General features: G+C 67.5%; 24 protein-coding genes and 1 tRNA gene. 21 read left to right on the top strand and 4 right to left on the bottom strand.

From position 1 onward, the window contains the following. The 7 genes from ACFPN9_RS06985 (at position 1) to ACFPN9_RS06955 (ending at position 3,338) form a co-directional block, all read left to right on the top strand. Complete coding sequence (locus ACFPN9_RS06985) at positions 1-321, top strand: AbrB/MazE/SpoVT family DNA-binding domain-containing protein (protein WP_066734536.1); 321 nt, start codon at positions 1-3, stop codon at positions 319-321. After that, positions 233-661, top strand: a complete 429-nt coding sequence (locus ACFPN9_RS06980; protein WP_082735374.1) for a type II toxin-antitoxin system PemK/MazF family toxin — start codon at positions 233-235, stop codon at positions 659-661. Before ACFPN9_RS06985 ends, ACFPN9_RS06980 begins: the two co-directional genes overlap by 89 nt. 9 nt (positions 662-670) lie before the next feature. Beyond that, complete coding sequence (locus ACFPN9_RS06975; protein ID WP_066734538.1) at positions 671-883, top strand: hypothetical protein; 213 nt, start codon at positions 671-673, stop codon at positions 881-883. Between the two features lie 113 nt (positions 884-996). After that, positions 997-1,665 (top strand): TetR/AcrR family transcriptional regulator C-terminal domain-containing protein, encoded by a 669-nt coding sequence (locus tag ACFPN9_RS06970; RefSeq protein ID WP_066734544.1) that lies wholly within the window; start codon positions 997-999, stop codon positions 1,663-1,665. A gap of 27 nt (positions 1,666-1,692) precedes the next feature. Continuing rightward, entirely contained in the window at positions 1,693-2,712 is a 1,020-nt protein-coding gene (gene ilvC, locus ACFPN9_RS06965) for a ketol-acid reductoisomerase (protein WP_066734546.1), read from the top strand. Between the two features lie 192 nt (positions 2,713-2,904). Continuing rightward, complete coding sequence (locus tag ACFPN9_RS06960; RefSeq protein WP_156449997.1) at positions 2,905-3,081, top strand: hypothetical protein; 177 nt, start codon at positions 2,905-2,907, stop codon at positions 3,079-3,081. 23 nt (positions 3,082-3,104) lie between these two features. Continuing rightward, the gene (locus ACFPN9_RS06955; protein WP_066734548.1) at positions 3,105-3,338 is read left to right on the top strand and encodes a hypothetical protein; all 234 of its coding nucleotides are present in this window, start codon (positions 3,105-3,107) and stop codon (positions 3,336-3,338) included. Positions 3,339-3,511: 173 nt separating this feature from the next. Here ACFPN9_RS06955 and ACFPN9_RS06950 read toward each other — a convergent pair whose 3' ends face one another. Continuing rightward, entirely contained in the window at positions 3,512-4,054 is a 543-nt protein-coding gene (locus tag ACFPN9_RS06950; protein ID WP_066734551.1) for a DedA family protein, read from the bottom strand. A 203-nt stretch (positions 4,055-4,257) separates the two neighbouring features. On the opposite strand from ACFPN9_RS06950, the gene ACFPN9_RS06945 reads away from it, so the two are divergent. From ACFPN9_RS06945 to ACFPN9_RS06900, 10 genes are all read left to right on the top strand, one after another. Beyond that, positions 4,258-5,145, top strand: a complete 888-nt coding sequence (locus tag ACFPN9_RS06945) for an ABC transporter ATP-binding protein (RefSeq protein WP_156449996.1) — start codon at positions 4,258-4,260, stop codon at positions 5,143-5,145. Continuing rightward, entirely contained in the window at positions 5,142-5,930 is a 789-nt protein-coding gene (locus ACFPN9_RS06940) for an ABC transporter permease (protein WP_066734554.1), read from the top strand. The genes ACFPN9_RS06945 and ACFPN9_RS06940 overlap by 4 nt, the downstream gene beginning before the upstream one ends. A 184-nt stretch (positions 5,931-6,114) precedes the next feature. Then, positions 6,115-7,140, top strand: coding sequence for an ABC transporter substrate-binding protein (locus tag ACFPN9_RS06935; RefSeq protein WP_066734572.1), 1,026 nt, complete (start codon positions 6,115-6,117; stop codon positions 7,138-7,140). Positions 7,141-7,290: 150 nt separating this feature from the next. Next, positions 7,291-8,376, top strand: coding sequence for a sensor histidine kinase (locus tag ACFPN9_RS06930; RefSeq protein ID WP_245282383.1), 1,086 nt, complete (start codon positions 7,291-7,293; stop codon positions 8,374-8,376). Between the two features lie 81 nt (positions 8,377-8,457). Next, positions 8,458-8,865 carry a nuclear transport factor 2 family protein gene (locus ACFPN9_RS06925; protein WP_066734557.1) on the top strand — a complete coding sequence of 136 codons (408 nt, stop codon included), beginning with the start codon at positions 8,458-8,460 and terminating at the stop codon, positions 8,863-8,865. 92 nt (positions 8,866-8,957) lie between these two features. Then, positions 8,958-9,806 (top strand): pyridoxal kinase PdxY, encoded by an 849-nt coding sequence (gene pdxY, locus ACFPN9_RS06920; RefSeq protein WP_377816045.1) that lies wholly within the window; start codon positions 8,958-8,960, stop codon positions 9,804-9,806. A 5-nt stretch (positions 9,807-9,811) separates the two neighbouring features. Further along, positions 9,812-10,927: an endonuclease/exonuclease/phosphatase family protein gene (locus tag ACFPN9_RS06915; RefSeq protein WP_066734561.1), complete on the top strand. Its 1,116-nt coding sequence runs from the start codon at positions 9,812-9,814 to the stop codon at positions 10,925-10,927. A 5-nt stretch (positions 10,928-10,932) separates the two neighbouring features. After that, positions 10,933-11,835 (top strand): PhzF family phenazine biosynthesis protein, encoded by a 903-nt coding sequence (locus tag ACFPN9_RS06910; RefSeq protein ID WP_066734563.1) that lies wholly within the window; start codon positions 10,933-10,935, stop codon positions 11,833-11,835. Further along, a complete protein-coding gene (locus ACFPN9_RS06905) occupies positions 11,832-12,584 on the top strand; it encodes a hypothetical protein (protein WP_066734565.1) in 753 nt (250 codons plus the stop codon). The genes ACFPN9_RS06910 and ACFPN9_RS06905 overlap by 4 nt, the downstream gene beginning before the upstream one ends. 44 nt (positions 12,585-12,628) lie before the next feature. After that, positions 12,629-14,731, top strand: coding sequence for a M3 family metallopeptidase (locus tag ACFPN9_RS06900; protein WP_377816042.1), 2,103 nt, complete (start codon positions 12,629-12,631; stop codon positions 14,729-14,731). Positions 14,732-14,874: 143 nt separating this feature from the next. Here ACFPN9_RS06900 and ACFPN9_RS06895 read toward each other — a convergent pair whose 3' ends face one another. Together ACFPN9_RS06895 and ACFPN9_RS06890 are read right to left on the bottom strand one after the other, a co-directional pair. Next, the gene (locus tag ACFPN9_RS06895; protein ID WP_066734569.1) at positions 14,875-15,216 is read right to left on the bottom strand and encodes a hypothetical protein; all 342 of its coding nucleotides are present in this window, start codon (positions 15,214-15,216) and stop codon (positions 14,875-14,877) included. 289 nt (positions 15,217-15,505) lie between these two features. Continuing rightward, positions 15,506-16,147 (bottom strand): YoaK family protein, encoded by a 642-nt coding sequence (locus ACFPN9_RS06890; protein ID WP_066720583.1) that lies wholly within the window; start codon positions 16,145-16,147, stop codon positions 15,506-15,508. Positions 16,148-16,537: 390 nt separating this feature from the next. Here ACFPN9_RS06890 and ACFPN9_RS06885 point away from each other — a divergent pair, with 390 nt between their 5' ends. From ACFPN9_RS06885 to ACFPN9_RS06875, 3 genes are all read left to right on the top strand, one after another. Then, on the top strand, positions 16,538-18,121 hold the full coding sequence (locus ACFPN9_RS06885) for a 2-isopropylmalate synthase (protein WP_066720586.1): 1,584 nt from the start codon (positions 16,538-16,540) through the stop codon (positions 18,119-18,121). A 279-nt stretch (positions 18,122-18,400) separates the two neighbouring features. Beyond that, complete coding sequence (locus ACFPN9_RS06880) at positions 18,401-19,675, top strand: solute carrier family 23 protein (protein ID WP_066720589.1); 1,275 nt, start codon at positions 18,401-18,403, stop codon at positions 19,673-19,675. 157 nt (positions 19,676-19,832) lie between these two features. After that, a tRNA-Lys gene (locus ACFPN9_RS06875) sits at positions 19,833-19,908 on the top strand. A 44-nt stretch (positions 19,909-19,952) separates the two neighbouring features. Here the strand turns inward: ACFPN9_RS06875 and ACFPN9_RS06870 are convergent. Next, a complete protein-coding gene (locus tag ACFPN9_RS06870) occupies positions 19,953-20,471 on the bottom strand; it encodes a cupin domain-containing protein (RefSeq protein ID WP_197426604.1) in 519 nt (172 codons plus the stop codon). 231 nt (positions 20,472-20,702) lie between these two features. Between ACFPN9_RS06870 and ACFPN9_RS06865 the strand changes: the two genes are divergently transcribed. Next, positions 20,703-21,302 carry a TRAP transporter small permease subunit gene (locus ACFPN9_RS06865; RefSeq protein ID WP_066720592.1) on the top strand — a complete coding sequence of 200 codons (600 nt, stop codon included), beginning with the start codon at positions 20,703-20,705 and terminating at the stop codon, positions 21,300-21,302. The last annotated feature ends 29 nt before the right edge of the window (positions 21,303-21,331 follow it).

Below are 21,331 nucleotides of genomic sequence, written 5' to 3'. Positions count from 1 at the left end.
ATGAAGGTCCAGGTCGCCAAATGGGGCAACAGCACGGCCGTGCGCTTGCCCAAAGCCGTGGTCGAGCAGCTCGGGTTGAAGCCGGGGATGACGGTCGACGTGTCGGTGGACAAGCGGACGATGACGCTCAGGGCTCCAATCGCTCAATCCGTCCGCGAACTGAATAACATGCCGGACCCGATCACCATCGAGTGGATGGTGGCCGAGGCGGAGCGGCTGGGTGGGCTGGCGAATGCTCCGAAGGATGACGTCGACTGGGGCCCTGACGTCGGCTCGGAGGTCATCTATGACGATTACAATCCCCGGCCGAAAGGCGCCTGAGCGAGGGGATGTCTTCTGGGCCGATCTCGATCCCGTGAGGGGGACGGAGCAAGCCGGCCGTCGACCCGTCGTGGTGCTTTCCGATGATCGTCTGCACAGCGTGTCTCTACGCTCGCTGGTCTGCCCGATCACGACGAACCAGCAGGCATGGCCGACGAAGATTATCATCCCGGCCGACTGCGTCGTGAGCGGCGCGATCCTCATCGATCAGGCCCGGATGATTGATCGCGACCAGAGATTGCTGCGGTTCATCGGGCGCCTGCCCAACGAGGTCGTCGCATTGGCGGTCGAAGCGCTGACGATGTTCCTTAGCCAGTCCCAGGCCCCTTTCGCGCGGTAGGCTGTGACCATGACCCTCGAACAAATCTCGCTCGGGCTCGGCCTTGCCGGCCTCGGATGCTTCCTCTGGCCGATCCTGCAGCGCCTGCGGGGCGCCGCGTCCGTCGAGGCTCCGGCCAGCGGCTCCAGCCTGCGCTCGCCACTCTGGTGGGCGGGCTTCGTGCTGACGGCGGCGGCAATCTTCCTGCAGCGGATTGCGAGCCAGCAGGCGGGCGGGGGCTAGGCCGGGGCTAGCGCTCGCACCGTCCGGCGATGCCGCTTGCGCGCCGGCGAGGGCTGCGCTAGAGAGCCGAACCGTAACGTACGGTACGGACTTTCACTGGTCTTCCACAGCGCATGACGACGACGCCCTCCCTGCCAGAGACGGACGAGCCCACGGCCCGGCAGCAGGCCGTGCTCGATGCCGTGCTGTCGCTGATGGTGGAGGAGGGGGACCAGCTCACCATGACGGCCGTCGCACGCCGCGCGAGCTGCTCGAAGGAAACGCTCTACAAATGGTTCGGCGATCGTGACGGCCTGCTGACCGCGACGGTGCGTTGGCAGGCGGCGCGGGTGAGGGCCGGCCGCTACGACCGCCCGACACTGGACATCGCGACGCTGCGCGACAGCCTCAAGGGTTTCGCCGCGACCTGGCTGACCGTGATTTCGAGCCCGACCTCGATTGCGCTGAACCGGCTGGCGATCGGCCATGCGGCCTCGCGCAAGAGCAATCTCGGCGGGATCGTTCTCGCCAATGGCCGCTTCGCCATCGGCGAACGGCTGCGACCGGTGCTGGAGGCCGGGCGCGAGGCGGGATTGCTGGCGTTCGAAGACTCCGAGACGGCCTTCCGCAGCTTCTTCGGCCTCGTCGGTCGCGACGTGCAGATCCGGCTGCTGCTGGGCGATACGCTGACGCTCTCGCGCGACGAGATCGAGCGCGACGCCGCCCGCGCCACCGACCAGTTCCTCACCCTCTACGGCGGGCGGGTCCCGCCACGGGGGTCCGAAGAAACCACCCGTTCCTGAACAACCAACCCAAGGAAGGACACTCCCATGCGCGTCTATTACGATCGTGATGCCGACATCAATCTGATCAAGGGCAAGAAGGTCTGCATCGTCGGCTACGGCTCCCAGGGCCATGCCCATGCGCTGAACCTGCGCGATTCCGGCGTGAAGGACATCATCATCGCGCTGAAGGCCGGCTCGGCCACGCGCAAGAAGGCCGAAGAGGCCGGCTTCAAGGTTCTGACGCCGTCGGAAGCCGCCAAGGAAGCCGACGTGATGATGATGCTGACCCCCGACGAGCTGCAGGGCGATATCTATCGCGACGAACTGCACGGCAACATGAAGCAGGGCGCAGCTCTTCTGTTCGCGCACGGCCTCAACGTGCATTTCAACCTGATCGAGCCGCGCAAGGATCTCGACGTGCTGATGGTCGCCCCGAAGGGCCCCGGCCACACCGTGCGCTCCGAGTATCAGCGCGGCGGCGGCGTGCCGACCCTGATCGCGATCCACCAGGACGCTACCGGCAACGCCCATGACCTCGGCCTGTCCTATGCCTCGGCCAATGGCGGCGGCCGCGCCGGCATCATCGAGACCACCTTCAAGGAGGAGTGCGAGACGGACCTGTTCGGCGAGCAGGTCGTGCTCTGCGGCGGCCTCGTCGAGCTGATCAAGGCCGGCTACGAGACGCTGACGGAAGCGGGCTACGCCCCCGAGATGGCCTATTTCGAGTGCCTCCACGAGGTGAAGCTGATCGTCGACCTGATCTATGAGGGCGGCATCGCGAACATGAACTACTCGATCTCGAACACGGCTGAGTATGGCGAGTACGTCACCGGCCCGCGCATCATCACCGCCGAGACCAAGGCCGAGATGAAGCGCGTGCTGAGCGACATCCAGTCGGGCAAGTTCACCCGCGACTGGATGCTGGAGAACAAGGTCAACCAGACCTCGTTCAAGGCGACCCGCGCCCGCTACGCCGCGCACCCGATCGAGGAGGTCGGCGCCAAGCTCCGCGACATGATGCCCTGGATCAAGGCCAAGGCGCTCGTGGACAAGACCAAGAACTGAGACGCCGATTCAGGCGGCTGGCGCGGCGATTCAGGATCGCCCGCCAAGTCGCTGCTTCATCGACGTTTGTATGGGCGGGTGCAGGGATGCGCCCGCCTTTTTCATGGGCGGGAGCGGCCGTTCCTGCCGCCTTCCGGAACCGAGAGGTTAACGGCGCGTTCTGTCCTGCGAACGAACAGGCGGGAGCGGGCGATGATGGGCCATCACGAGACAGCCGAGCAGCGGACACGGCAGGACAGCCGGCAGGATCGTCGCGCTCGGGTCGCTGAAGCCGAAGGCGGCGATGACTGGCCGCTCATGAGTGGCCTTCTCGGCGGGCTGTTCCTGGCGGTCCTGTTCAACACTTTCATCGCCCTGATCCCGGGCTGAGCCACAAGCCGAGGAGAGCCGCCATGACCCATCTCAACAATGATGCCGAACAGCGCGCGCAGGCTCAGAGCGACAGCCGGCCGGGCGGCGCACCCGTTCCGCCGATGCGCGCCGATGATCACACCAATGCCAGTCCGGCTGTCGAGACGCCTGTCGAGGCCCGGCAGGGGTTCAAGGGCGTGCCGGTTCTGATGGTGCTGATCGGCGGTCTGGTGCTCGCCGTCATCGCGTGGATGGTGGTTGAAATGGTGGCGTGACGGATCTTCGCGTCCGATCGGCGCCCATGGGCGCCATGTTTCGGTTGAGCGTTTCAGGAGGCTGCGATGACGATCTCGCGGATGATTCACAGCCCGGTCGTGGCGGGCGCAGGACTGATTGCCTCTCTCGCCCTGCTCGTCGCCGTCGTGTTCGGGCTCGCCTGACGGCGCGATCAGCGGACGAAAAGCGTGCCCTGCTTCGCCATCTCGGCGAGCGTGCCGCCGCCATAGATCAGGCTGAAGCCCCAGGCCAGCGAGGCCAGCCAGTTGGCGATCTGGAAAGGCCAGAACGGCATCTTCACGATGCCGGCGACGATCGCGACGACAGCCCGCAGCGGGCCGAAGAAATGGCCGATCAGGATGCTGGCGACGCCCCATTTTTCGAAGAAGGCATGTCCACGCTCGAGCATCTGCGGATTGTCGCGGAAGGGCCAGTAGTCGTCGACGCGCGGCCCCAGAACCAGGCCGGCCCAGTAGGATATCCAGAAGCCGAAACCTGCGCCGGCCGAGGCCGCGAGCGCGAGAGGGGCGAGGTTCAAACCGGAGACCCCGGCCACCGCGCCAAAGGCCGTGAAGAACACCGTCGCCGGCACCAGCCAGGACAGGATCGCGACGCATTCGCAAAACGCGATCAGGAAGACGATCGGGATCGCCCATTCCTGGTTGGCGCGCATGAACTCGACGAGCGTCTGCATCCAGAGTTCGAGCTGAGCCATTCCTGATCCGGATCGCGTGTGAGGGCGCGCGCTTATGGCCGTCCGCGCGCCACGATGCAACCATCGTCGCAGCCCCATCCGCTGCAGACTCCGCCATGGTGGTTTGCCTTCCCGGATCGATCGCCTAATCTCCCCGTCAACAGTGCCGATAGGCTTCGGCCGGCGCCGCAAGAGCGCCCGATATCGACGAGGAAACGGACTGCATGGAGCTCGCCAATCGCCTGCATCTGGATGCGGGACAGGACTTGTCGTCGCCACAGGCCGGTACGCCGCCGGCCGTCACGCTCGGCGGCCTGGACATTACGTTTCATCTCGAAGGCGGCAGCCGCTATCAGGCGGTGACTGGCATCGACCTGTCCGTGGCGGCGGGCGAGTTCGTTTCCGTCGTCGGCCCCACCGGTTGCGGAAAGTCGACGCTGCTGAACGCGGCTGCGGGGCTCCTGACCCCCTCGGCCGGTACGGTGACGATCTTCGGCCAGCCATTGGCGGGGCTGAACCGCCGGGCCGGATATCTGTTCCAGGCCGATGCACTGATGCCGTGGAAGACGGCGCTCGACAATGTCAAGGTCGCGCTCGAGCCGATGGGCGTGTCTGACGCCGAGGCGGACCGGCGCGCGCGCGACTGGCTGGCGCGGGTGGGCCTGCGCGCTTTCGTCGACCGCTACCCGCACATGCTCTCGGGCGGGCAGCGCAAGCGCGTGGCGCTGGCGCAGATGCTGATCCGCGATCCCGAGATCCTGCTGATGGACGAACCCTTCGGGCCGCTCGACGCACAGACGCGGCAGATCATGGGCAATCTCCTGCTCGATCTCTGGTCGCGCGACCGCAAGGCGCTGATCTTCGTGACCCATGATCTGGAGGAGGCGATCGCGCTGTCCGACCGCGTCGTGGTGATGTCGGCCGGCCCCGCCGCGGGCATCGTCGCCGATTACCGCGTCCCGCTGCCGCGCCCGCGCGACATCGCCGAGATCAGGCTGGAAAAGGCCTTCCACGAGATCCACCGCGACATCTGGGTGTCGCTGCGCGTCGAGGTGCAGAAGGCCTATGCGATGGGCGAGGGCAAGGAACTGGTCGGGGGAGCCGGAGCATGAAACGCGCGAAGCTCCTCATCCTGCAGGCGCTGGTGATGGTCGTCTTCCTGGCGGTCTGGCACCTCGTCACCACGACCAGCCTGTTCGGCGACGTCAAGACGACGCAGTTCTTCTTCTCGACGCCGGGCGCCGTGCTGTCGCGGACCTGGACGCAGCTCACCGGTGGCGAGATCTACTGGCATCTCGGCATCACCCTGACCGAGACAGTGCTGGCCTTCGTCATCGGCTCGGCGGCCGGCATCCTGTTCGGCTTCACCTTCGCCCGCAACGAGCTGCTGGCGGCGGTGTTCGACCCCTATATCAAGGCCGCCAACGCCCTGCCGCGCGTCGTGCTGGCGCCGATCTTCGCGCTCTGGTTCGGCTTGGGCATCTGGTCGAAGGTCGCGCTCGGCTTCACGCTGGTGTTCTTCATCGTCTTCTTCAACGTCTATCAGGGCGTACGCGAGGTCTCGCCGACGGTGCTGGCCAATGCCCGCATGCTGGGCATGAACGAGCGCCAGCTCTTCCGTCACGTCTATTGGCCCTCGGCGCTGACCTGGATGTTCTCGTCGCTCCACACCTCGGTCGGCTTCGCGTTGGTCGGCGCCGTGGTCGGCGAATATCTCGGCTCCTCGGCCGGGCTCGGCTACAAGATCCACGAGGCCGAGAGCGTCTTCGATGTCACCGGTGTGTTCTCCGGCATGCTCATCCTGGCGATGTTCGTGATCGCGATCGATTCCGTGGTGACGATGGTCGAGAAGCGGCTGCTGGTCTGGCGACCGGGACAGAGTTCCACGACGGTGTGAGGCTGAAGCCGCGTCACGCTCGGGCGCAGACCCGAGCATCTCTCCCTGGCGATTCTCGGGTCTGCGCTTCGCTTCGCCCGAGAATGACGCCGTTCTTGCTCGACCGCCCCGACCCCGCCTATCCTCGCTTCCAACGCGTCCGAAAGAGGCGCTCATCAGCTCAACCGGAGGAACACCCATGACGATTTCACGCCGCGCGGCGCTGGCTGCGCTCGCTTTCGGCACCGCGCTCGGCCTTTCACCGCTGGCGGCCTTCGCGCAGAACGCCGAGAAGCCCAAGCTGACGCTCGGCGTCGGCGGCAAGCAGCTTCTGTATTATCTGCCGCTGACGGTCGCGGAGAAGAAGGGCTTCTTCAAGGAGCAGGGGCTCGACGTCGAGATCAACGATTTCGGCGGTGGCGCGAAGTCGCTGCAGGCTCTGGTCGGCGGATCGGTCGACGTCGTCACCGGCGCCTATGAGCATACGATCCGGATGCAGGCCAAGGGCCAGGACATCCGCGCGGTCGTCGAGCTCGGGCGCTTCCCCGGCATCACCATCGCGGTGCGCAAGGACCTCGCCGACAAGATCAAGTCGGCGGCCGATTTCAAGGGCCTCAAGATCGGCGTCACCGCGCCGGGATCCTCGACGGCGCTGACGGCGCAATACGCCATGATCAAGGCCGGGCTGAAGGCCAGCGACGCCCCGATCATCGGCGTCGGCGCCGGCGCCAGCGCGGTCGCCGCGATGAAGCAGAAGCAGGTCGACATCATCTCGCATCTCGACCCCGTAACCTCGAAGCTCGAGGCCGATGGCGATGTCGTCGCGCTGATCGACACGCGCACCGAGGCCGGGACCAAGGCACTGTTCGGCGGGTCCAACCCGGCCGCCGTGCTCTATCTCAAGCACGATTTCGCCGAGAAGAACCCGGTCACCACGCAGAAGCTGGTCAACGCCTTCGTCAAGTCGCTGAAATGGCTGGAGACCGCGAAGCCCGAGGATGTCGCCGACCTCGTTCCGGCCGAATACCATCTCGGTGACAAGCCTCTGTACCTCCGCGCGGTGAAGAACTCGCTCGAGAGCTATTCGCGCACCGGCATCTCCACGCCCGACGCGATGAAGAGCATGTATGACGCGCTCAAGCTGCTCGATCCGGAGCTGGCCTCGTCGAATGTCGATCTGAGCAAGACCTTCATCGACAGCTTCGCCAAGAAGGCGTCCTCCGGCAGCTGACCGGCCACGGGCGGATGTGGCATTTTTGCCGGATCCGCCCCAAAAGCGAGCGGCGGACGCGGTATTCCCGCTCCCGCCGCCTGCGGCGAATTTACACCCGCGACAAAACCGCCTTGGAGTTCCGACAAGGAAGCTTTGGTACCAGCGCGCGTGAGCGATGATTTTCTGACCGGCGGCGGCGTCATGGGCGCAGCCATCCGAGAGCATGATTGGGCGAACACCCCGCTGGGCCCCTTGGCGGACTGGCCCACGGCGCTCAAGGTCACCGTCGGGCTGATGGTGAATTCCCGCTTCCCGAAATGCCTGTTCTGGGGGCCGGAGCTGATCAGCCTCTACAATGACGGCTACCGACCCCTGCTCGGCACGAAGCCCGAGGCGCTCGGGCGGCCCGTCGGGGAGGTCTGGCCGGAAGTCTGGGACGAGTTGCGGCCGGTCGCGGAAAAGGCGATGGCCGGCGAGGCGAGCTATTTCGAGGACATGCCTCTGGTGCTGGAGCGTTTCGGCCGGCCGGAGCAGACTTGGTTCACCTTCTGCTACAGCCCCGTCCGGGACGAGACCGGCGTCGTCGTCGGCGTCATCGACACCGTCATCGAGACCACCGGCAAGGTGAAGGCGGAGCGCGATGCGCGGCTGCTCAACGCCGAGTTGGCGCATCGCATGAAGAATGTGATGGCGATGGTGTCGGCCGTCGCCAGCCAGACCTTCCGCTCGGCGCCGACGCTCCAGGCGGCGCAGGCGACCTTCAGCGAGCGGATCGCGACGCTCGGCCAGGCGCATGACATCCTGACCCAGTCGAGCTGGAGCGGGGCGCCGATCGGCGAGGTCATCCGCAGCGCGCTCGCCCCGCATGGGGTTGCCGAAGGCCGTCTCGTGGTTTCCGGCCCTGCGATCGAACTCGGGGCCGATCACGCCCTCACGCTGGCGCTCGCGATCAACGAGCTCATCACCAACGCAATCAAATACGGCGCGCTGTCGGTCGAGGGCGGCCGCGTCGCGCTGAGCTGGCAGGCGGGGCTTGGCGGCAGCGAAGAACCCTTCCGGCTCGAATGGGTCGAGCATGGCGGCCCGCCGGTGAAGGCGCCCAGCCGCGCCGGCTTCGGATCGCGGCTGATCGAGCGTGTCGCGGCGCAGAAATTCGGCGGGGAGGCGACCCTCGATTATGCGCCCGAGGGCTTCCGCTACCGTCTGGCGACGACCATGGATAAGCTCCTGCCGCGCGAAAATCCGTCTACCTGACGCCGTGCGGTGCGATCTACCGCTCTGGACTCCCTCGCTCCTCGGCGCGACACTGCGGCCCCTGACGCTGGGAGAGATGGCATGGCCGACGACAGCGCGACCAAGGCCCTGATCCGCGAGGCCTATGCCGCGCGCCACCGCGGCGATCTCGACGCGCTGATGGGCTTCTTCCACCCGCAATGCCGCTATCGGCTCGTCGGCGGTCCCGCCGTCGCCGAGACCTTCCGGCAGCCTGACGGTCTCGAGGCCGTGCGCGAGCAGATGGCCGGGCTGATCGCGGCTTACGTCTTCAGCAATGTCGAGGAACTCGGCCTCACGGTCGATGGTGACCGGGCGATTCTGCACTGGCGGGCCGACGTCGCCTGCAAGCCGAGCGGCCGCAGCGGGCATTTCGAGATCGTCGATATCTTCACGATCAAGGAGGGCAAGGTCGCCAGCGTGACGCAGTTCACGGATACCGCCGGCATCGCGCGGGTGAGCGCGGCCTGAGCTTTGGTGATGGCGGCCATGACGGCTTTCGATTTGCCGTCCGGCCGGACGAGCGGCTAGAGCTTGCGCCCCAAGACACCGCCGGGACCCTCATGAACATCCTCTCGATCCAGTCGCATGTCGCCTATGGCCATGTCGGCAACGCCTCCGCCGTCTTCCCCATGCAGCGCCTGGGCGTCGAGGTCTGGCCGATCCATACCGTGCAGTTCTCCAACCACACCGGCTACGGCGCCTGGAAAGGCCGTGTCTTCGACGGCGGCATGATCGACGAGGTGATGGAGGGCATCGCCGAGCGCGGCGTGCTGCCCTCCTGCACCGGCGTGCTCTCGGGCTATATGGGCTCGGCCGATATCGGCCATGCGATCCTGTCCGCCGTGGAGCGCGTGCGCGCCTCGAACCCCAAGGCGGTCTATTGCTGCGACCCCGTGATGGGCGATGTCGGCCGCGGCGTCTTCGTGCGGCCCGGCATCCCCGAGTTCATGCGCGAGCAGGCGGTGCCGGCAGCCGACATCGTCACGCCCAACCAGTTCGAGCTCGAATTGCTGACCGATATCGAGATCCGCACGATCGCGGATGCGCACCGTGCGGTCGAGGCGCTGCGCGATGCCGGGCCGAAGGTCGTGCTCGTGACCTCGCTCGTCACCGACGAAACACCCGACGATTCGATCGACCTGATGGCCGCCGACGCGAAGGGCGCCTTCCGCGTCCGCACGCCCAAGCTCGATGTCAGCGTCAACGGGGCGGGAGATGCGATCGCGGCGCTGTTCTTCGTGCATTATCTGCGCGAGGAGTCCGCGGCCGCCGCGCTGGCCAAGGCCGCGGCCTCGATCTACGGCCTGCTCAAGCGCACCAAAGAGGCGGGCTCCCGCGAGATCCTGACGGTGGCGGCGCAGGACGAGTTCGTGACGCCATCGCACCAGTTCGTGCCCGAGACGCTCTGAGCCGCATGAAACTGCGCGTCGGCACCTTCAACGTCGAGAACCTGCTGACGCGCCATCGCTTCTCCTCGGGCGAGCGCAGCGACACCGCGCCCGCCATGTCGCTGTTCCATTTCCCCCGCGTCGACGAGCGCGACGCGGTCGAGCGCTCGCTCGCGGTCGCGCTGGAGGACGACAAGCGCCAGATGACGGCGCTCGCCCTGGCGGAGGCGAAGGCCGATCTCTGGATGCTGCAGGAGGTCGACTCGCTGGCGAGCCTGCAGGCCTTCTTCGCCAATTACGTCCACCGCATCGCCGACCACCGCTACGGCCATTTCACGCTGCTGGACGGCAATGACCGCCGCAACATCGACATCGGATTTGCGGCACGGCGCGATCTGCTGGCGCCGCAGCGGGTGAGCGTGCGCTCGCACAAGGATCTCAGTTTCGCGGCGGCCGGCGTGCATGATCGCGATCTCGCCGCGCTCGGGATCGGCCCCGACGGCAAGGTCTTCGCGCGCGACTGCCTGCATGTGGAGCTCGATTTCGGCGACCGAAGCCTCTCCCTCTTCGGCTGCCACTTCAAATCGATGAACAATGGCCGCGACGACGGCCGGGTGGCGACGCTCCCCGTGCGCCGGGCCGAGGCGCGGGCGGTCAAGGGGCTGATCAAGCAGCGCTTCGGCGAGGGCTGGCGCGAGGCGAACTGGATCGTGCTGGGCGACCTCAACGCCTATCGCTACGGGCTCGGGCCGCTGGCCGAGCGCATCGACGAGGGGGAGAGCGGCATCGAGCCGCTGCTGGACAATTTTGCCATCGATCCGATGGAGACGCTGCCCGCGCATGAGCGCTGGACGCATTTCCGCCGCTACTGGTCGGAAGCGCGCGAGCAACTGGTCGAGACGCATATGCCGCTCGACCATATCCTGCTCTCGCCGGCGCTGGCGGCGGCCAATCCGCATCCGGCGCTGCAGATGATCCGGCTTGGTCTGCCCTATCGCGTGCCGCTCGATCCGCGTGAACCCGACCGCTCGATGGCGCGGCTGGCGACCTCGGCCGACCGCTATCCGCGCGTCGGCTGGGACCGGCCCAAGGCCTCCGACCACTGCCCGCTGACGATCGACCTGACCCTTCCGAGGACCTGACAGCCATGGCCCGCCGCTTCGTCACGCTCGACGTCTTCACCGCCACGCCCCAGGCCGGCAATCCTCTGGCGGTGGTGCTCGACGCGGACGGGCTCGACACGGCGGCGATGCAGGCGATCGCGCGCGAGTTCAACCTGTCGGAGACGGTGTTCGTTCAGCCGCCGGCCGAGGCCGGCCACCGCGCGGCGTTGCGCATCTTCACGCCCGGCCGCGAACTGCCCTTCGCCGGGCACCCGACCGTCGGCACCGCGGTTCTGCTCGCTCTGCGCGACCGGGCCGAGGGGCGCGGCGCCGACATCCTGGTGCTGGAGGAGACGATCGGCCGCGTGCCCTGCGCGGTCGCCGTCTCCGGCGAGCGGACGGGGCAGGCGACCTTCACCCTGCCGCGCCTGCCGCAGGAGGGCGAGGCCGCGCCCGCCGCCGCCGAGATCGCCGCGGTGCTCGGGCTCGAGCCCGGCCGCATCGGCCTTCCCGGCCACCGCCCGGCTGTGTTCTCGGCCGGCGTGCCCTTCACCATGGTGCCGGTGGCCGATCTCTCCACGATCGGCGCGATCGCGCTCGATCTCGGCCGTTGGGATGCCGTGATGACGCCGGCTGCCCATCCCAATGCCTTTGTCTATTGCCGCGAGACGGTCGAGGCCGGGCATCACTATCACGCCCGCATGTTCTGGCCTGGGGCGGGCATCGTCGAGGATCCGGCGACGGGTGGGGCCTCGGCGGCCTTCGCCGGGGCGATCATGGCCTTCGACAAGCCCGGCGATGGCGAGAACCGCTTCGTCATCGAGCAGGGCTATGAGATGGGCCGGCCCTCGCAGATCACGCTGGAGCTGACGGTGGCGCAGGGCGCGCTGGTTTCGGCGCGGATCGGCGGATCTGCCGTCGTCATCAGCGAGGGCGTGCTGCTGTGACGGGTGCGTCGAGCCTGGAGAGCAACGACATCGAGCGTTTCGCGGACGGGCACATCGCCCGTGTCGACAGCGTCGATGCGCGGATCGCGCCCTATGACTGGGCTTTCGCCCGCGAGAACGTGGACGAGATCGCGGCGCATTGGGCGAAGATCAGCGCCGGGAAGCCCGCGATGTTCAACGGGCGCATCCTGCTCCAGCATCGTGCGGCGATCACCGATGGCGTGTTCCAGGCCCGCTATTTCGAGACCGACTACGCCGCCTTCATGACCTGGCGCGACGCCGGCCATCCCGGCCCGGCGCTGCGCAACGGCTTCGCCATGGGCGCTTTGCGGGCCCGCGACGGGGCCTTCCTCTGCGGGCGGATGAGCAACCACACCGCCAATGGCGGCATGGTCTATTTCGCCGCCGGCACGCCCGACCGCAGCGATGTCCGCGACGACGGCACGGTCGATCTCGCCGGCAGCGTGCTGCGCGAACTCGCCGAGGAAACCGGCCTGGCCGCGAGCGATGTCGTGGTCGGGGAGGGCTGGCATACGGTGTTCACGCCCGGCCGCGTCGCCTTCATGCGCCCCCTGACCATCGATCTTCCCGCCGAGGAGGCGCGCGCGCTGATGCTGTCGCGGATGGCCGGTCTCGCCGAGCAGGAGCTCGACGACATCGTGATCCTGCGCAGCCCGGCCGATTGCGACCGGCACCGCATGGCGGTCTTCATGAAGCCCTATCTCAGCCATATCTTCGCGCGGGAGTGATCGGCCTTTCGATCCCTCCGCCGCCGCCAGCCGAAAGCCCCGCCATGACCGCGTCCGAAGCCCTCGCTCTCGAAGCACTTGCTCCCGAAGCCTTGCCGCTGCCGGCCGACAACCCCTTCGCGGCGCGCTGGGAGACGCCCTTCGGCCTGCCGCCCTTTTCGGCGATCAGGCCGGAGCATATCCAGCCGGCCTTCGAGGCGGCGCTGGCGAAGCACAGGGAGGAGATCGCCGCGATCGTGGCCGATCCGGCGGCGCCGGATTTCGCCAATACGATCGAGGCGCTGGAGCGGGCGGGGCGGGCGCTCTCGCGCGTCGGGGGCGTGTTCTACAACCTCGCCGGGGCCGACACCAACGAGGCACTGCAGGCGATCGAGCGGGCGCTTTCGCCGCTGACCTCGCGCCACTGGTCGGCGATCATGATGGATGAAGGCCTGTTCGCGCGGGTCGATGCGGTCTTCGCCAAGCGCGAGGCGCTCGGCCTCGATTCCGAACAGGCGCGGCTGCTGGAGCGGACGCATCGCGGCTTCATCCGCTCGGGCGCGCAGCTCGGCGCGGAGGACAAGGCGCGGCTGGCGGCGATCAACGAGCGGCTGGCGGCGCTTGGCACCCAGTTCAGCCAGAACGTTCTGAAGGACGAATCCTCCTACGCCCTGATGATCGAAGACAAGGCGGGGCTCGACGGGCTGCCGCCCTTCCTGCTCGCCGCGATGGCGCGGGCGGCGGCGGATCGCGGCCATCCCGGCCAGCATGCGGTGACGCTGTCGCGCTCGGTGATCGAGCCCTTCCTGACCTTCTCGACGCGCCGCGACCTGCGCGAGGAGGCCTTCGCCGCCTGGGGCAAGCGCGGCGAGAACGGCGGTGACAGCGACAACCGCGCCATCGTGGCCGAAATGGTCAAGCTGCGGGCGCAGAAGGCGAAGCTTCTGGGTTATGCGACCTTCGCGCATTTCAAGCTCGACGACACCATGGCGAAGACGCCGGAGAATGTCCGCGAGCTGCTCGAGCTGGTCTGGACGCCAGCCAAGGCGCGGGCGGCCCAAGAGGCGGCCGATCTCGCGGCGTTGGCGCAGGCGGAAGGTGAGAACGGCCCGATCCGCCCCTCCGACTGGCGCCACTATGCCGAGAAGGTCCGCCAGAAGACCTATGCGCTCGATGAAGCCGTGCTAAAGCCCTATCTCCAGCTCGACCGGATCATTGCGGCCGCCTTCGACGTCGCCGGCCGGCTGTTCGGCCTGTCCTTTGCGGCGCGGACTGACCTTTCGGGCTATCATCCGGATGTGCGGATCTGGGAGGTGACGGAGAGCGCGACCGGTCGCCATATCGGCCTGTTCATCGGCGACTACTTCGCCCGTCCCTCGAAGCGCTCGGGCGCCTGGATGAGCGCCTTCCGCGGCCAGCGCAAGCTCGGCGGCGAGGTCCGCCCGATCATCGTCAATGTCTGCAATTTCGCCAAGCCGGCGGAGGGCAAGCCGGCGCTGCTCTCGATCGACGATGCGCGCACGCTGTTCCACGAATTCGGCCATGCCCTGCACGGGCTGCTGTCGGACGTGACCTATGGTTCGCTCGCCGGCACGGCGGTGTCGCGCGACTTCGTCGAGCTGCCCTCGCAGCTCTACGAGCACTGGTTCCTGACCAAGGAGGTGATGCAGCGCTATTGCCTGCATGCCGATACGGGCGAGCCGATCCCTGACGCGCTGATCGAGACGATCAAGCGGGCCCAGACCTTCAACCAGGGCTGCGCCACGGTGGAATACACCTCTTCGGCGCTGGTCGACCTCGCCTTCCATTCGCTGGAGGAGCCCGGCGAGATCGACGCGCTCGCCTTCGAAAAGGCGGAACTGGCACGGCTCGGCATGCCCGAGGGCATGGTGATGCGCCACCGCACGCCGCATTTCACCCATGTCTTCTCGGGCGACGGCTATTCGGCCGGCTATTACAGCTATCTCTGGTCGGAAGTGATGGACGCCGACGCCTTCAACGCCTTCCTGGAGACCGGCGACGTGTTTTCGCCGGAGCTGGTGGGCAAGCTGAAGCGCTACATCTATTCCGCCGGCGACACCCGCGACGCAGCGGAAGCCTACCGGCTGTTCCGCGGTCGGCTGCCGACGCCGGACGCGCTGCTGGAGAAGCGGGGGCTGGCGGCTTAGGGAAAATTCCTTCTCCCCTCGGGGGAGAAGGTGTCTGCGAAGCAGACTGATGAGGGACGGATGGCAGGTCAGCGCATGACTGCCCTCATCCGTCAGCGCTTCGCGCTGCCACCTTCTCCCCCGAGGGGAGAAGGGAAGGCGCTTTACCCCGGATACCCAAACCGCGCCTTCGTCGCGCGGATCTGGCCGATCGCGCCGCCCTCGTTGCCGGCGGCGCAGGTCGAGCGGGCCGTCGAAATCTCGGCCGAGACCCGCGTGTGCACGCCCTTGGTGGTGTGGCCGGTGGCGAGATCGTTGTCGATCACCGCCTGGAAGCGCTCGACCTCGCCGGAGCAGCCCGTCCCCGAGGGCATGCGGAAGGTGTTGGGCGTGACGCCGGCGCCGGCCTGCTCGGGCGGCGGGGCCGGGGGCGTCGCGACGGTCGCGGTCTGGCAGGCGGCGAGGCCGAAGGCGAGGGCGACGAAGGGCAGGGCAAAGGCGCGCATGGCGGGCTCCGGCATCGGGTCGCCGCGAGGATGACCGATTCCCGCGGGCGGGCAAAGTGGTGGGTCGATCTCATGTCGATTGGTCTTTCCCAGCACCCACAGCGCAACGTTTGCCTCTCCCTCCCCCCGCTTGCGGTGGGGAGGGGCGGGGTGGGGGGCAGCGCCGCTCGGTGAAACGATGACAGACAGGGCTCCAGCTTTTCGGCCCCCCACCCTAACCCTCCCCACCGCACGCGGGGGGAGGGAACGAGCCCCACCTCCACGCGTGAGAGTACGGTCCAAGGCCCGCTCAATCGTCCAGCGGCAGGAAGGGCAAAGCGAGCGCGAAGATCGCAGCCGCCAGCGCCGCCAGCCAGACCGCGCCCTGGCCGACGAGGTAATGCGCGACGGCGCCGTTGATGCAGCCGGTCAGCAGGCCGATCCAGAGCAGGAAATGGCGGACCCAGGCGAGTTTCGGCCCGCCGAGCAGGGCACCCGCCATGCGCTGGCCCATCTTCACCAGCGTCCCGGTCATGTAGGTGAGCGCGATGGTGACCTCGCCGTCGCGCTGGAAGACGCCGTTCTCCGCGCCCATCGCGAAGGCGAGCATGGCGGCGCCGGCGAAGCTCAGGCCGATCTGGTCGAGGCTCGCGGCGACAGCGAGCGCCAGCGCCACCACCCAGAGGACGGCCGATTTGCGCCGCCTCCCGCCGAAATGGCCGGCGACCGAGCCGCAGATCACGCCGAGGACGAAGAGGACGAGGATCAGCGCCGCGGTGGCGATGCCGCCGCCCTTCAGCCCGGCGAGCTCGATGCCGAGCCGCGTGGTGTTGCCGCTCATGAAGGAGACGAAGAAGCCGCCGAGGCTGATGAAGCCGATCGTGTCGATATAGCCCGCGAGGCCCGACAAGCAGAAGGCGAGCCCGATCGCCCAGCGATTGTAAGTTAGCATCGCCCGCATCCCCCGCCGCGCCGACTCGCCGGCCTGCGCATACGGCGCCGATGATAGGGGCAGCGCCGCCGGCCTCCCAATCCCGCAGGCGCCTGCGACATATGCTTGCGCGCGGCTCCCGTTTTCGGCTACATCGTTCCACGGTCTTCGAGGATTCCGCTTGTCCCAGACGTTCGCCCCCGCTTCGCCTTTCGGCCGCGCCCCTGCGCGGATCGCGGGCCTGCGCGCGCGTCCCGTCTCCAGCCTCGGTCTGCTTCTTCTCCTTAGCCGCCCCTGAGGGCCGGCCGGGCATGCATGCCTGGGCGCTCAGGGGAGTGACGAGAATGACCCTTCCGATTTGAGGCGCCAGCATCCGACGAGAGCGGCGCCAGCTCTTTCAGGATCACGACCATGACCGAACCGACCCACAGCCACGGCGCTTCGACGCCCGCTTCCTCGAAAGAGCGCGTGCTGATCTTCGACACCACGCTGCGCGACGGCGAGCAGTGCCCCGGTGCGACCATGACCTTCGAGGAGAAGCTCGAGGTCGCCGAAATGCTGGACACGATGGGCGTCGACATCATCGAGGCCGGCTTCCCGATTGCCTCCGAGGGCGACTTCGAAGCGGTCTCCGAGATCGCCCGGCGCAGCAAGCGCTCGACCATCGCTGGCCTGGCGCGGGCCATCCCGGGCGACATCGCGCGGGCCGGCGAGGCGGTGCGCCATGCCGGCAAGCCGCGCATCCACACCTTCGTCTCGACCTCGCCGATCCATCTCGAGCACCAGATGCGCAAGTCGCAGGAGGAGGTGCTGGAGATCATCACCAGGACCGTCGCCCAGGCGCGCAACCTGGTCGAGGATGTCGAGTGGTCGGCCATGGACGCCACCCGCACCCCGATCGACTATCTCTGCCGCGCGGTGGAGGCGGCGATCCGCGCCGGCGCGACCACGATCAACCTCCCCGACACCGTCGGCTACGCCACGCCGGACGAGTACCGCGCCATGTTCCGGCAGGTGCGCGAGCGCGTGCCCAATGCCGACAAGGCGATCTTCTCGGTACATTGCCACAATGATCTGGGGCTCGCGGTCGCCAACTCGATCGCCGGCATCGAGGGCGGTGCGCGTCAGGTCGAATGCACGATCAACGGCATCGGCGAGCGCGCCGGCAACGCCGCGCTGGAAGAGGTGGTGATGGCGCTGCGCGTGCGCGGCGACGTGCTGCCCTACGACACCGGCATCGACTCGACGCTGCTGATGAAGACCTCGCGGGCCGTCTCCGGCGCCTGCGCCTTCCCGGTGCAGTACAACAAGGCGATCGTCGGGCGGAACGCCTTCGCCCATGAGAGCGGCATCCACCAGGACGGCATGCTGAAGAACCAGACCACCTATGAGATCATGACGCCGGCCTCGGTCGGCGTCACCAAGACCTCGCTGGTGATGGGCAAGCATTCCGGCCGCGCCGCCTTCCGCTCGAAGCTGAAGGAGATGGGCTACGATCTGGGAGAGAACCAGATGGAGGACGCCTTTACCCGCTTCAAGGCGCTCGCCGACCGCAAGAAGCACGTCTATGACGAGGATATCGAGGCGCTGGTCGACGAGAACCTGGCCTCGGCCCATGACCGCGTGAAGCTCGTCTCGCTGACGGTGATGGCCGGTACGCGCGGACCGCAGCGCGCGACGATGAAGCTCGACGTCGACGGCCGCTTCGTCACCGAGGAGGTCGAGGGCAACGGGCCGGTCGACGCGATCTTCAACGCGATCAAGACGATCGTGCCGCATGAGGCGACGCTGGAGCTCTACGACGTCCATGCCGTCACCGAGGGCACCGACGCGCAGGCGGAGGTCACCGTGCGGCTGACCCATGACGGCTCGTCGGTGACCGGCCGCGGCGCCGATCCCGACACACTGGTCTCCTCTGCCAAGGCCTATCTCGTCGCGCTCAACAAGCTGATGGCCAAGGGCTCGCGCCTGCACGCGCAGGCCGCGGCGGAGTAGGGGCGCGGCATCCGCTTGCCTCGTCCTGCTCGCCCTTGTGGCGAGCATCCACGTCTTGGGCGTGGGGCTCGACAATCGAAGACGTGGATGGTCGGGACAAGCCAGACTATGACGGAGGCGGCTCCGCTCCGCCCGGGATGACGGCGCGTATCCGACATGGACGGGTCCGATTCCAGTGGATGACCGTGCCGTGATCTGGCGCGGGCCCGCATCTTGCCTTCATTTCGCTGCATCGGCGGCCGCCCTCAGCGGCCGCCCCTCTTGCGTGGAGCGAAGGCGATGGCCGGCTATTTCCCGAACTGGACCCTGAAGACCTCGGGCGCAGTGATGCCCGATGAGCGGCTGCCCGTGGGGCAGACCTTCATCGCCGGGCTGCAGCATGTCGTCGCCATGTTCGGTGCGACCGCTCTGGCGCCGATCCTGATGGGGTTCGATCCGAACGTCGCCATCTTCTTCTCGGGCGTCGCGACGCTGCTGTTCTTCATCGTCACGCGCGGGCAGCTGCCGAGCTATCTCGGCTCGTCCTTCGCTTTCATCGGCGTGGTGATCGCGGCGACCGGCTATGCGGGCTCGGGACCCAACGCCAATATCGGCGTGGCGCTCGGCGGCATCATCGCCTGCGGTGCGCTCTACGCCGTGATCGGCGTGATCGTGCAGGCGGTCGGAACGGGCTGGATCGAGCGGCTGCTGCCGCCGGTGGTGACCGGCGCGGTCGTGGCCGCGATCGGTCTCAATCTGACCGCAGTCGCGATGAACATGATCTCGGCCAGCCCCTACACGAAGTGGATCGCGCTGTTCACCGTGGTCTCGGTCGCGGTCGTCGCCGTTTACAGCCGCGGCCTCGCCCAGCGCCTGCCGATCCTGATCGGCGGCTTCCTCGCCTATCTCGTCTATGCGCTGACGGCGTCGAGCTTCGGCGCCCCGCCGGTCGATTTCGCGCGGGTGGCAGCGGCGCCCTGGTTCGGCCTGCCGAACTTCGTCGCGCCGGTCTTTGACGGGCGGGCGATCGCGCTGATCGCCCCGGTCGCGATCATCCTGGTCGCGGAGAATCTCGGCCACATCAAGGGCATCGCGGTGATGACCGGGCGCAATCTCGATCCGCTGATCGGGCGGGGCTTCATCGCCGATGGCGTCGCCACCATGATCGCGGGATCGGGCGGCGGCACCGGCGTGACCACCTATGCCGAGAACATGGGCGTGATGGCGGTGACGCGGGTCTATTCGACGCTCGTCTTCGTCGCCGCCGGCATGATCGCGCTGGCGCTCGGCTTCTCGCCGAAATTCGGCGCGGTGATCGGCACGATCCCCGTGGCGGTGCTGGGCGGGCTCGCGATCGTCGTCTTCGGCCTGATCGCGGCGACGGCCGGGCGCATCTGGGTCGAGAGCAAGGTCGACTTCTCCGAGCCGAAGAACCTGCTGACGGTGGCCACCGCGCTGATTCTCGGCGCCGGCGATCTCAAGCTGCCGATCTTCGGCTTCGAGCTCGGCGGCATCGGCACGGCGACCTTCGGCGCCATCGCGCTCTATCACCTGCTGAACCGCAAGGCCGCCTGAGGCGCCCGTTAACCGCGTCGGCAGCGCCCGCGGCGGTCTCGCCGCGGGCCTCACATATTTCTGTCACAGGTGGGTGGACAGGGGCGGGGGGCTTTGCTACATCGCCGGCCTGCCTAACGCGGCCAGCCCGCGGAACGGCTTACGCTTCGTGGCGTATGGGTGATTAGCTCAGTTGGTAGAGCAGCTGACTCTTAATCAGCGGGTCGTAGGTTCGAGCCCTACATCACCCACCACGAACCTTCTCCGACATCTCTGACGACCCGGACGCAACGCTGCCTCAGCGGTTGCGCAGCATCTGGTCCGCCCAGAGCCGCGTGATCGGCGCCTCTGCGCCCTGGACAGGGTCGGAAGCCGGGAAGCTGAGCACGGCGATCTGCTTCAGCATCGCCGGCGTCGCCTCCTTGCGAACGATGTCCGCGCTCTGGCCCGGCGGATAGGCCCCGACCACCAGGAAATCGTCGGAGTGCCGCACGCAGCGATGGCCGGTGCCGGCCGGCAGCAGCAGCACGTCGCCCGCGCTCACCTCGATCCGCCGCCCGCCCTCGCCACCCAGGACGAGTTCGGCCGAGCCCGCGGCGATGCCCAGCACCTCGTGGCCCTGCGTGTGGTAGTGGTCGAAATCATAGATGCCGTCGCGCCATTGGGGCGGCCAGCCATTCTCGGCGAAGCGTCTCTCCATCTCGGCCGCCAAATCCCCGGCATCGGCAGGGAAGGCGGCCTGGTAGAGCACGAGCGGCAGGCGCGGATTGTTGGGCACGAAGCCGCGCGCCTCGAGATGGATGGCCGTCGTCGTCATCGTCATCATCCGCAACCTCGCTTCTGGCCTGCGGAAAACGCCTGCGGCAGTCGCCCGTTCCACAGCGCGGTCGGAGGCCCAGGACAGGCGAGATGATGCCGAAAATCAGGGCAGATCGCCGTGGGACGGAGCCGCCTCGGCGCTTGTGTGCTGCATGGCCTTCCTATAACCGAAACGCGGACGGGGCCTGCTTGCAGAACAAGGCGCCGCACGGGAATTGGGAGCACCGACGTGAAGGGACTACTCCAGCTCAGCCGTGTCATCGACACCATCAACGAGCAGATCGGCAAGAAAATCGCCTGGCTGATCCTCGTCGCCGTGCTGGTGGCTGCCGTCAACGCCATCATCCGAAAGGCCTTCAACGTTTCGTCGAATGCCTGGCTCGAGCTGCAATGGATGCTGTTCGGCGCTGTGTTCCTGATGTGCGCGGCCTGGACGCTGAAGGTGAAGGAGCACATCCGCATCGACATCGTGAACGGCCTGCTGCCCAAGAGCGTGCAGCGCTGGATCGACCTCATCGGCCACACGCTGTTCCTGATGCCGTTCTGTATCCTGATGATCTACCATTCCTGGCCGTTCTTCGTCCGCTCCTACGCCATCAACGAGCAGTCGCTCTCGGCCGGCGGTCTGGCGCAGTGGCCGGCCAAGGGGCTCGTCGTCATCGGCTTCGTGATGCTGGCGATCCAGGGCGTCTCCGAGATCATCAAGCAGGTCGCGATCATGCGCGGCCATCTCGAGGATGACGAGACGCTGCGCGGCCATGCCGCCGCGGCCGAAGCCGAGGCGCACCGCCTTCTGGAGCAGGCCAAGCAGCAAGGGGTGGCCTCGTGAGCAACCCGAACGACCGCCGGATCGCCACC

The organism is Allobosea massiliensis, assembly GCF_042655245.1.
Classification (GTDB): domain Bacteria; phylum Pseudomonadota; class Alphaproteobacteria; order Rhizobiales; family Beijerinckiaceae; genus Allobosea; species Allobosea massiliensis.
This window is presented reverse-complemented; position numbering and strand designations above follow the sequence as displayed.

Bases quoted from the DNA above. Each gene is read 5' to 3' on its own strand.
- ACFPN9_RS06985 (WP_066734536.1), top strand. From the start codon at position 1: ATGAAGGTCCAGGTCGCCAAATGGGGCAACAGCACGGCCGTGCGCTTG.
- ACFPN9_RS06980 (WP_082735374.1), top strand. From the start codon at position 233: ATGCTCCGAAGGATGACGTCGACTGGGGCCCTGACGTCGGCTCGGAGG.
- ACFPN9_RS06975 (WP_066734538.1), top strand. From the start codon at position 671: ATGACCCTCGAACAAATCTCGCTCGGGCTCGGCCTTGCCGGCCTCGGA.
- ACFPN9_RS06970 (WP_066734544.1), top strand. From the start codon at position 997: ATGACGACGACGCCCTCCCTGCCAGAGACGGACGAGCCCACGGCCCGG.
- ilvC (WP_066734546.1), top strand. From the start codon at position 1,693: ATGCGCGTCTATTACGATCGTGATGCCGACATCAATCTGATCAAGGGC.
- ACFPN9_RS06960 (WP_156449997.1), top strand. From the start codon at position 2,905: ATGATGGGCCATCACGAGACAGCCGAGCAGCGGACACGGCAGGACAGC.
- ACFPN9_RS06955 (WP_066734548.1), top strand. From the start codon at position 3,105: ATGACCCATCTCAACAATGATGCCGAACAGCGCGCGCAGGCTCAGAGC.
- ACFPN9_RS06950 (WP_066734551.1), bottom strand. From the start codon at position 4,054: ATGGCTCAGCTCGAACTCTGGATGCAGACGCTCGTCGAGTTCATGCGC.
- ACFPN9_RS06945 (WP_156449996.1), top strand. From the start codon at position 4,258: ATGGAGCTCGCCAATCGCCTGCATCTGGATGCGGGACAGGACTTGTCG.
- ACFPN9_RS06940 (WP_066734554.1), top strand. From the start codon at position 5,142: ATGAAACGCGCGAAGCTCCTCATCCTGCAGGCGCTGGTGATGGTCGTC.
- ACFPN9_RS06925 (WP_066734557.1), top strand. From the start codon at position 8,458: ATGGCCGACGACAGCGCGACCAAGGCCCTGATCCGCGAGGCCTATGCC.
- pdxY (WP_377816045.1), top strand. From the start codon at position 8,958: ATGAACATCCTCTCGATCCAGTCGCATGTCGCCTATGGCCATGTCGGC.
- ACFPN9_RS06915 (WP_066734561.1), top strand. From the start codon at position 9,812: ATGAAACTGCGCGTCGGCACCTTCAACGTCGAGAACCTGCTGACGCGC.
- ACFPN9_RS06910 (WP_066734563.1), top strand. From the start codon at position 10,933: ATGGCCCGCCGCTTCGTCACGCTCGACGTCTTCACCGCCACGCCCCAG.
- ACFPN9_RS06900 (WP_377816042.1), top strand. From the start codon at position 12,629: ATGACCGCGTCCGAAGCCCTCGCTCTCGAAGCACTTGCTCCCGAAGCC.
- ACFPN9_RS06895 (WP_066734569.1), bottom strand. From the start codon at position 15,216: ATGCGCGCCTTTGCCCTGCCCTTCGTCGCCCTCGCCTTCGGCCTCGCC.
- ACFPN9_RS06890 (WP_066720583.1), bottom strand. From the start codon at position 16,147: ATGCTAACTTACAATCGCTGGGCGATCGGGCTCGCCTTCTGCTTGTCG.
- ACFPN9_RS06885 (WP_066720586.1), top strand. From the start codon at position 16,538: ATGACCGAACCGACCCACAGCCACGGCGCTTCGACGCCCGCTTCCTCG.
- ACFPN9_RS06880 (WP_066720589.1), top strand. From the start codon at position 18,401: ATGGCCGGCTATTTCCCGAACTGGACCCTGAAGACCTCGGGCGCAGTG.
- ACFPN9_RS06870 (WP_197426604.1), bottom strand. From the start codon at position 20,471: ATGACGACGACGGCCATCCATCTCGAGGCGCGCGGCTTCGTGCCCAAC.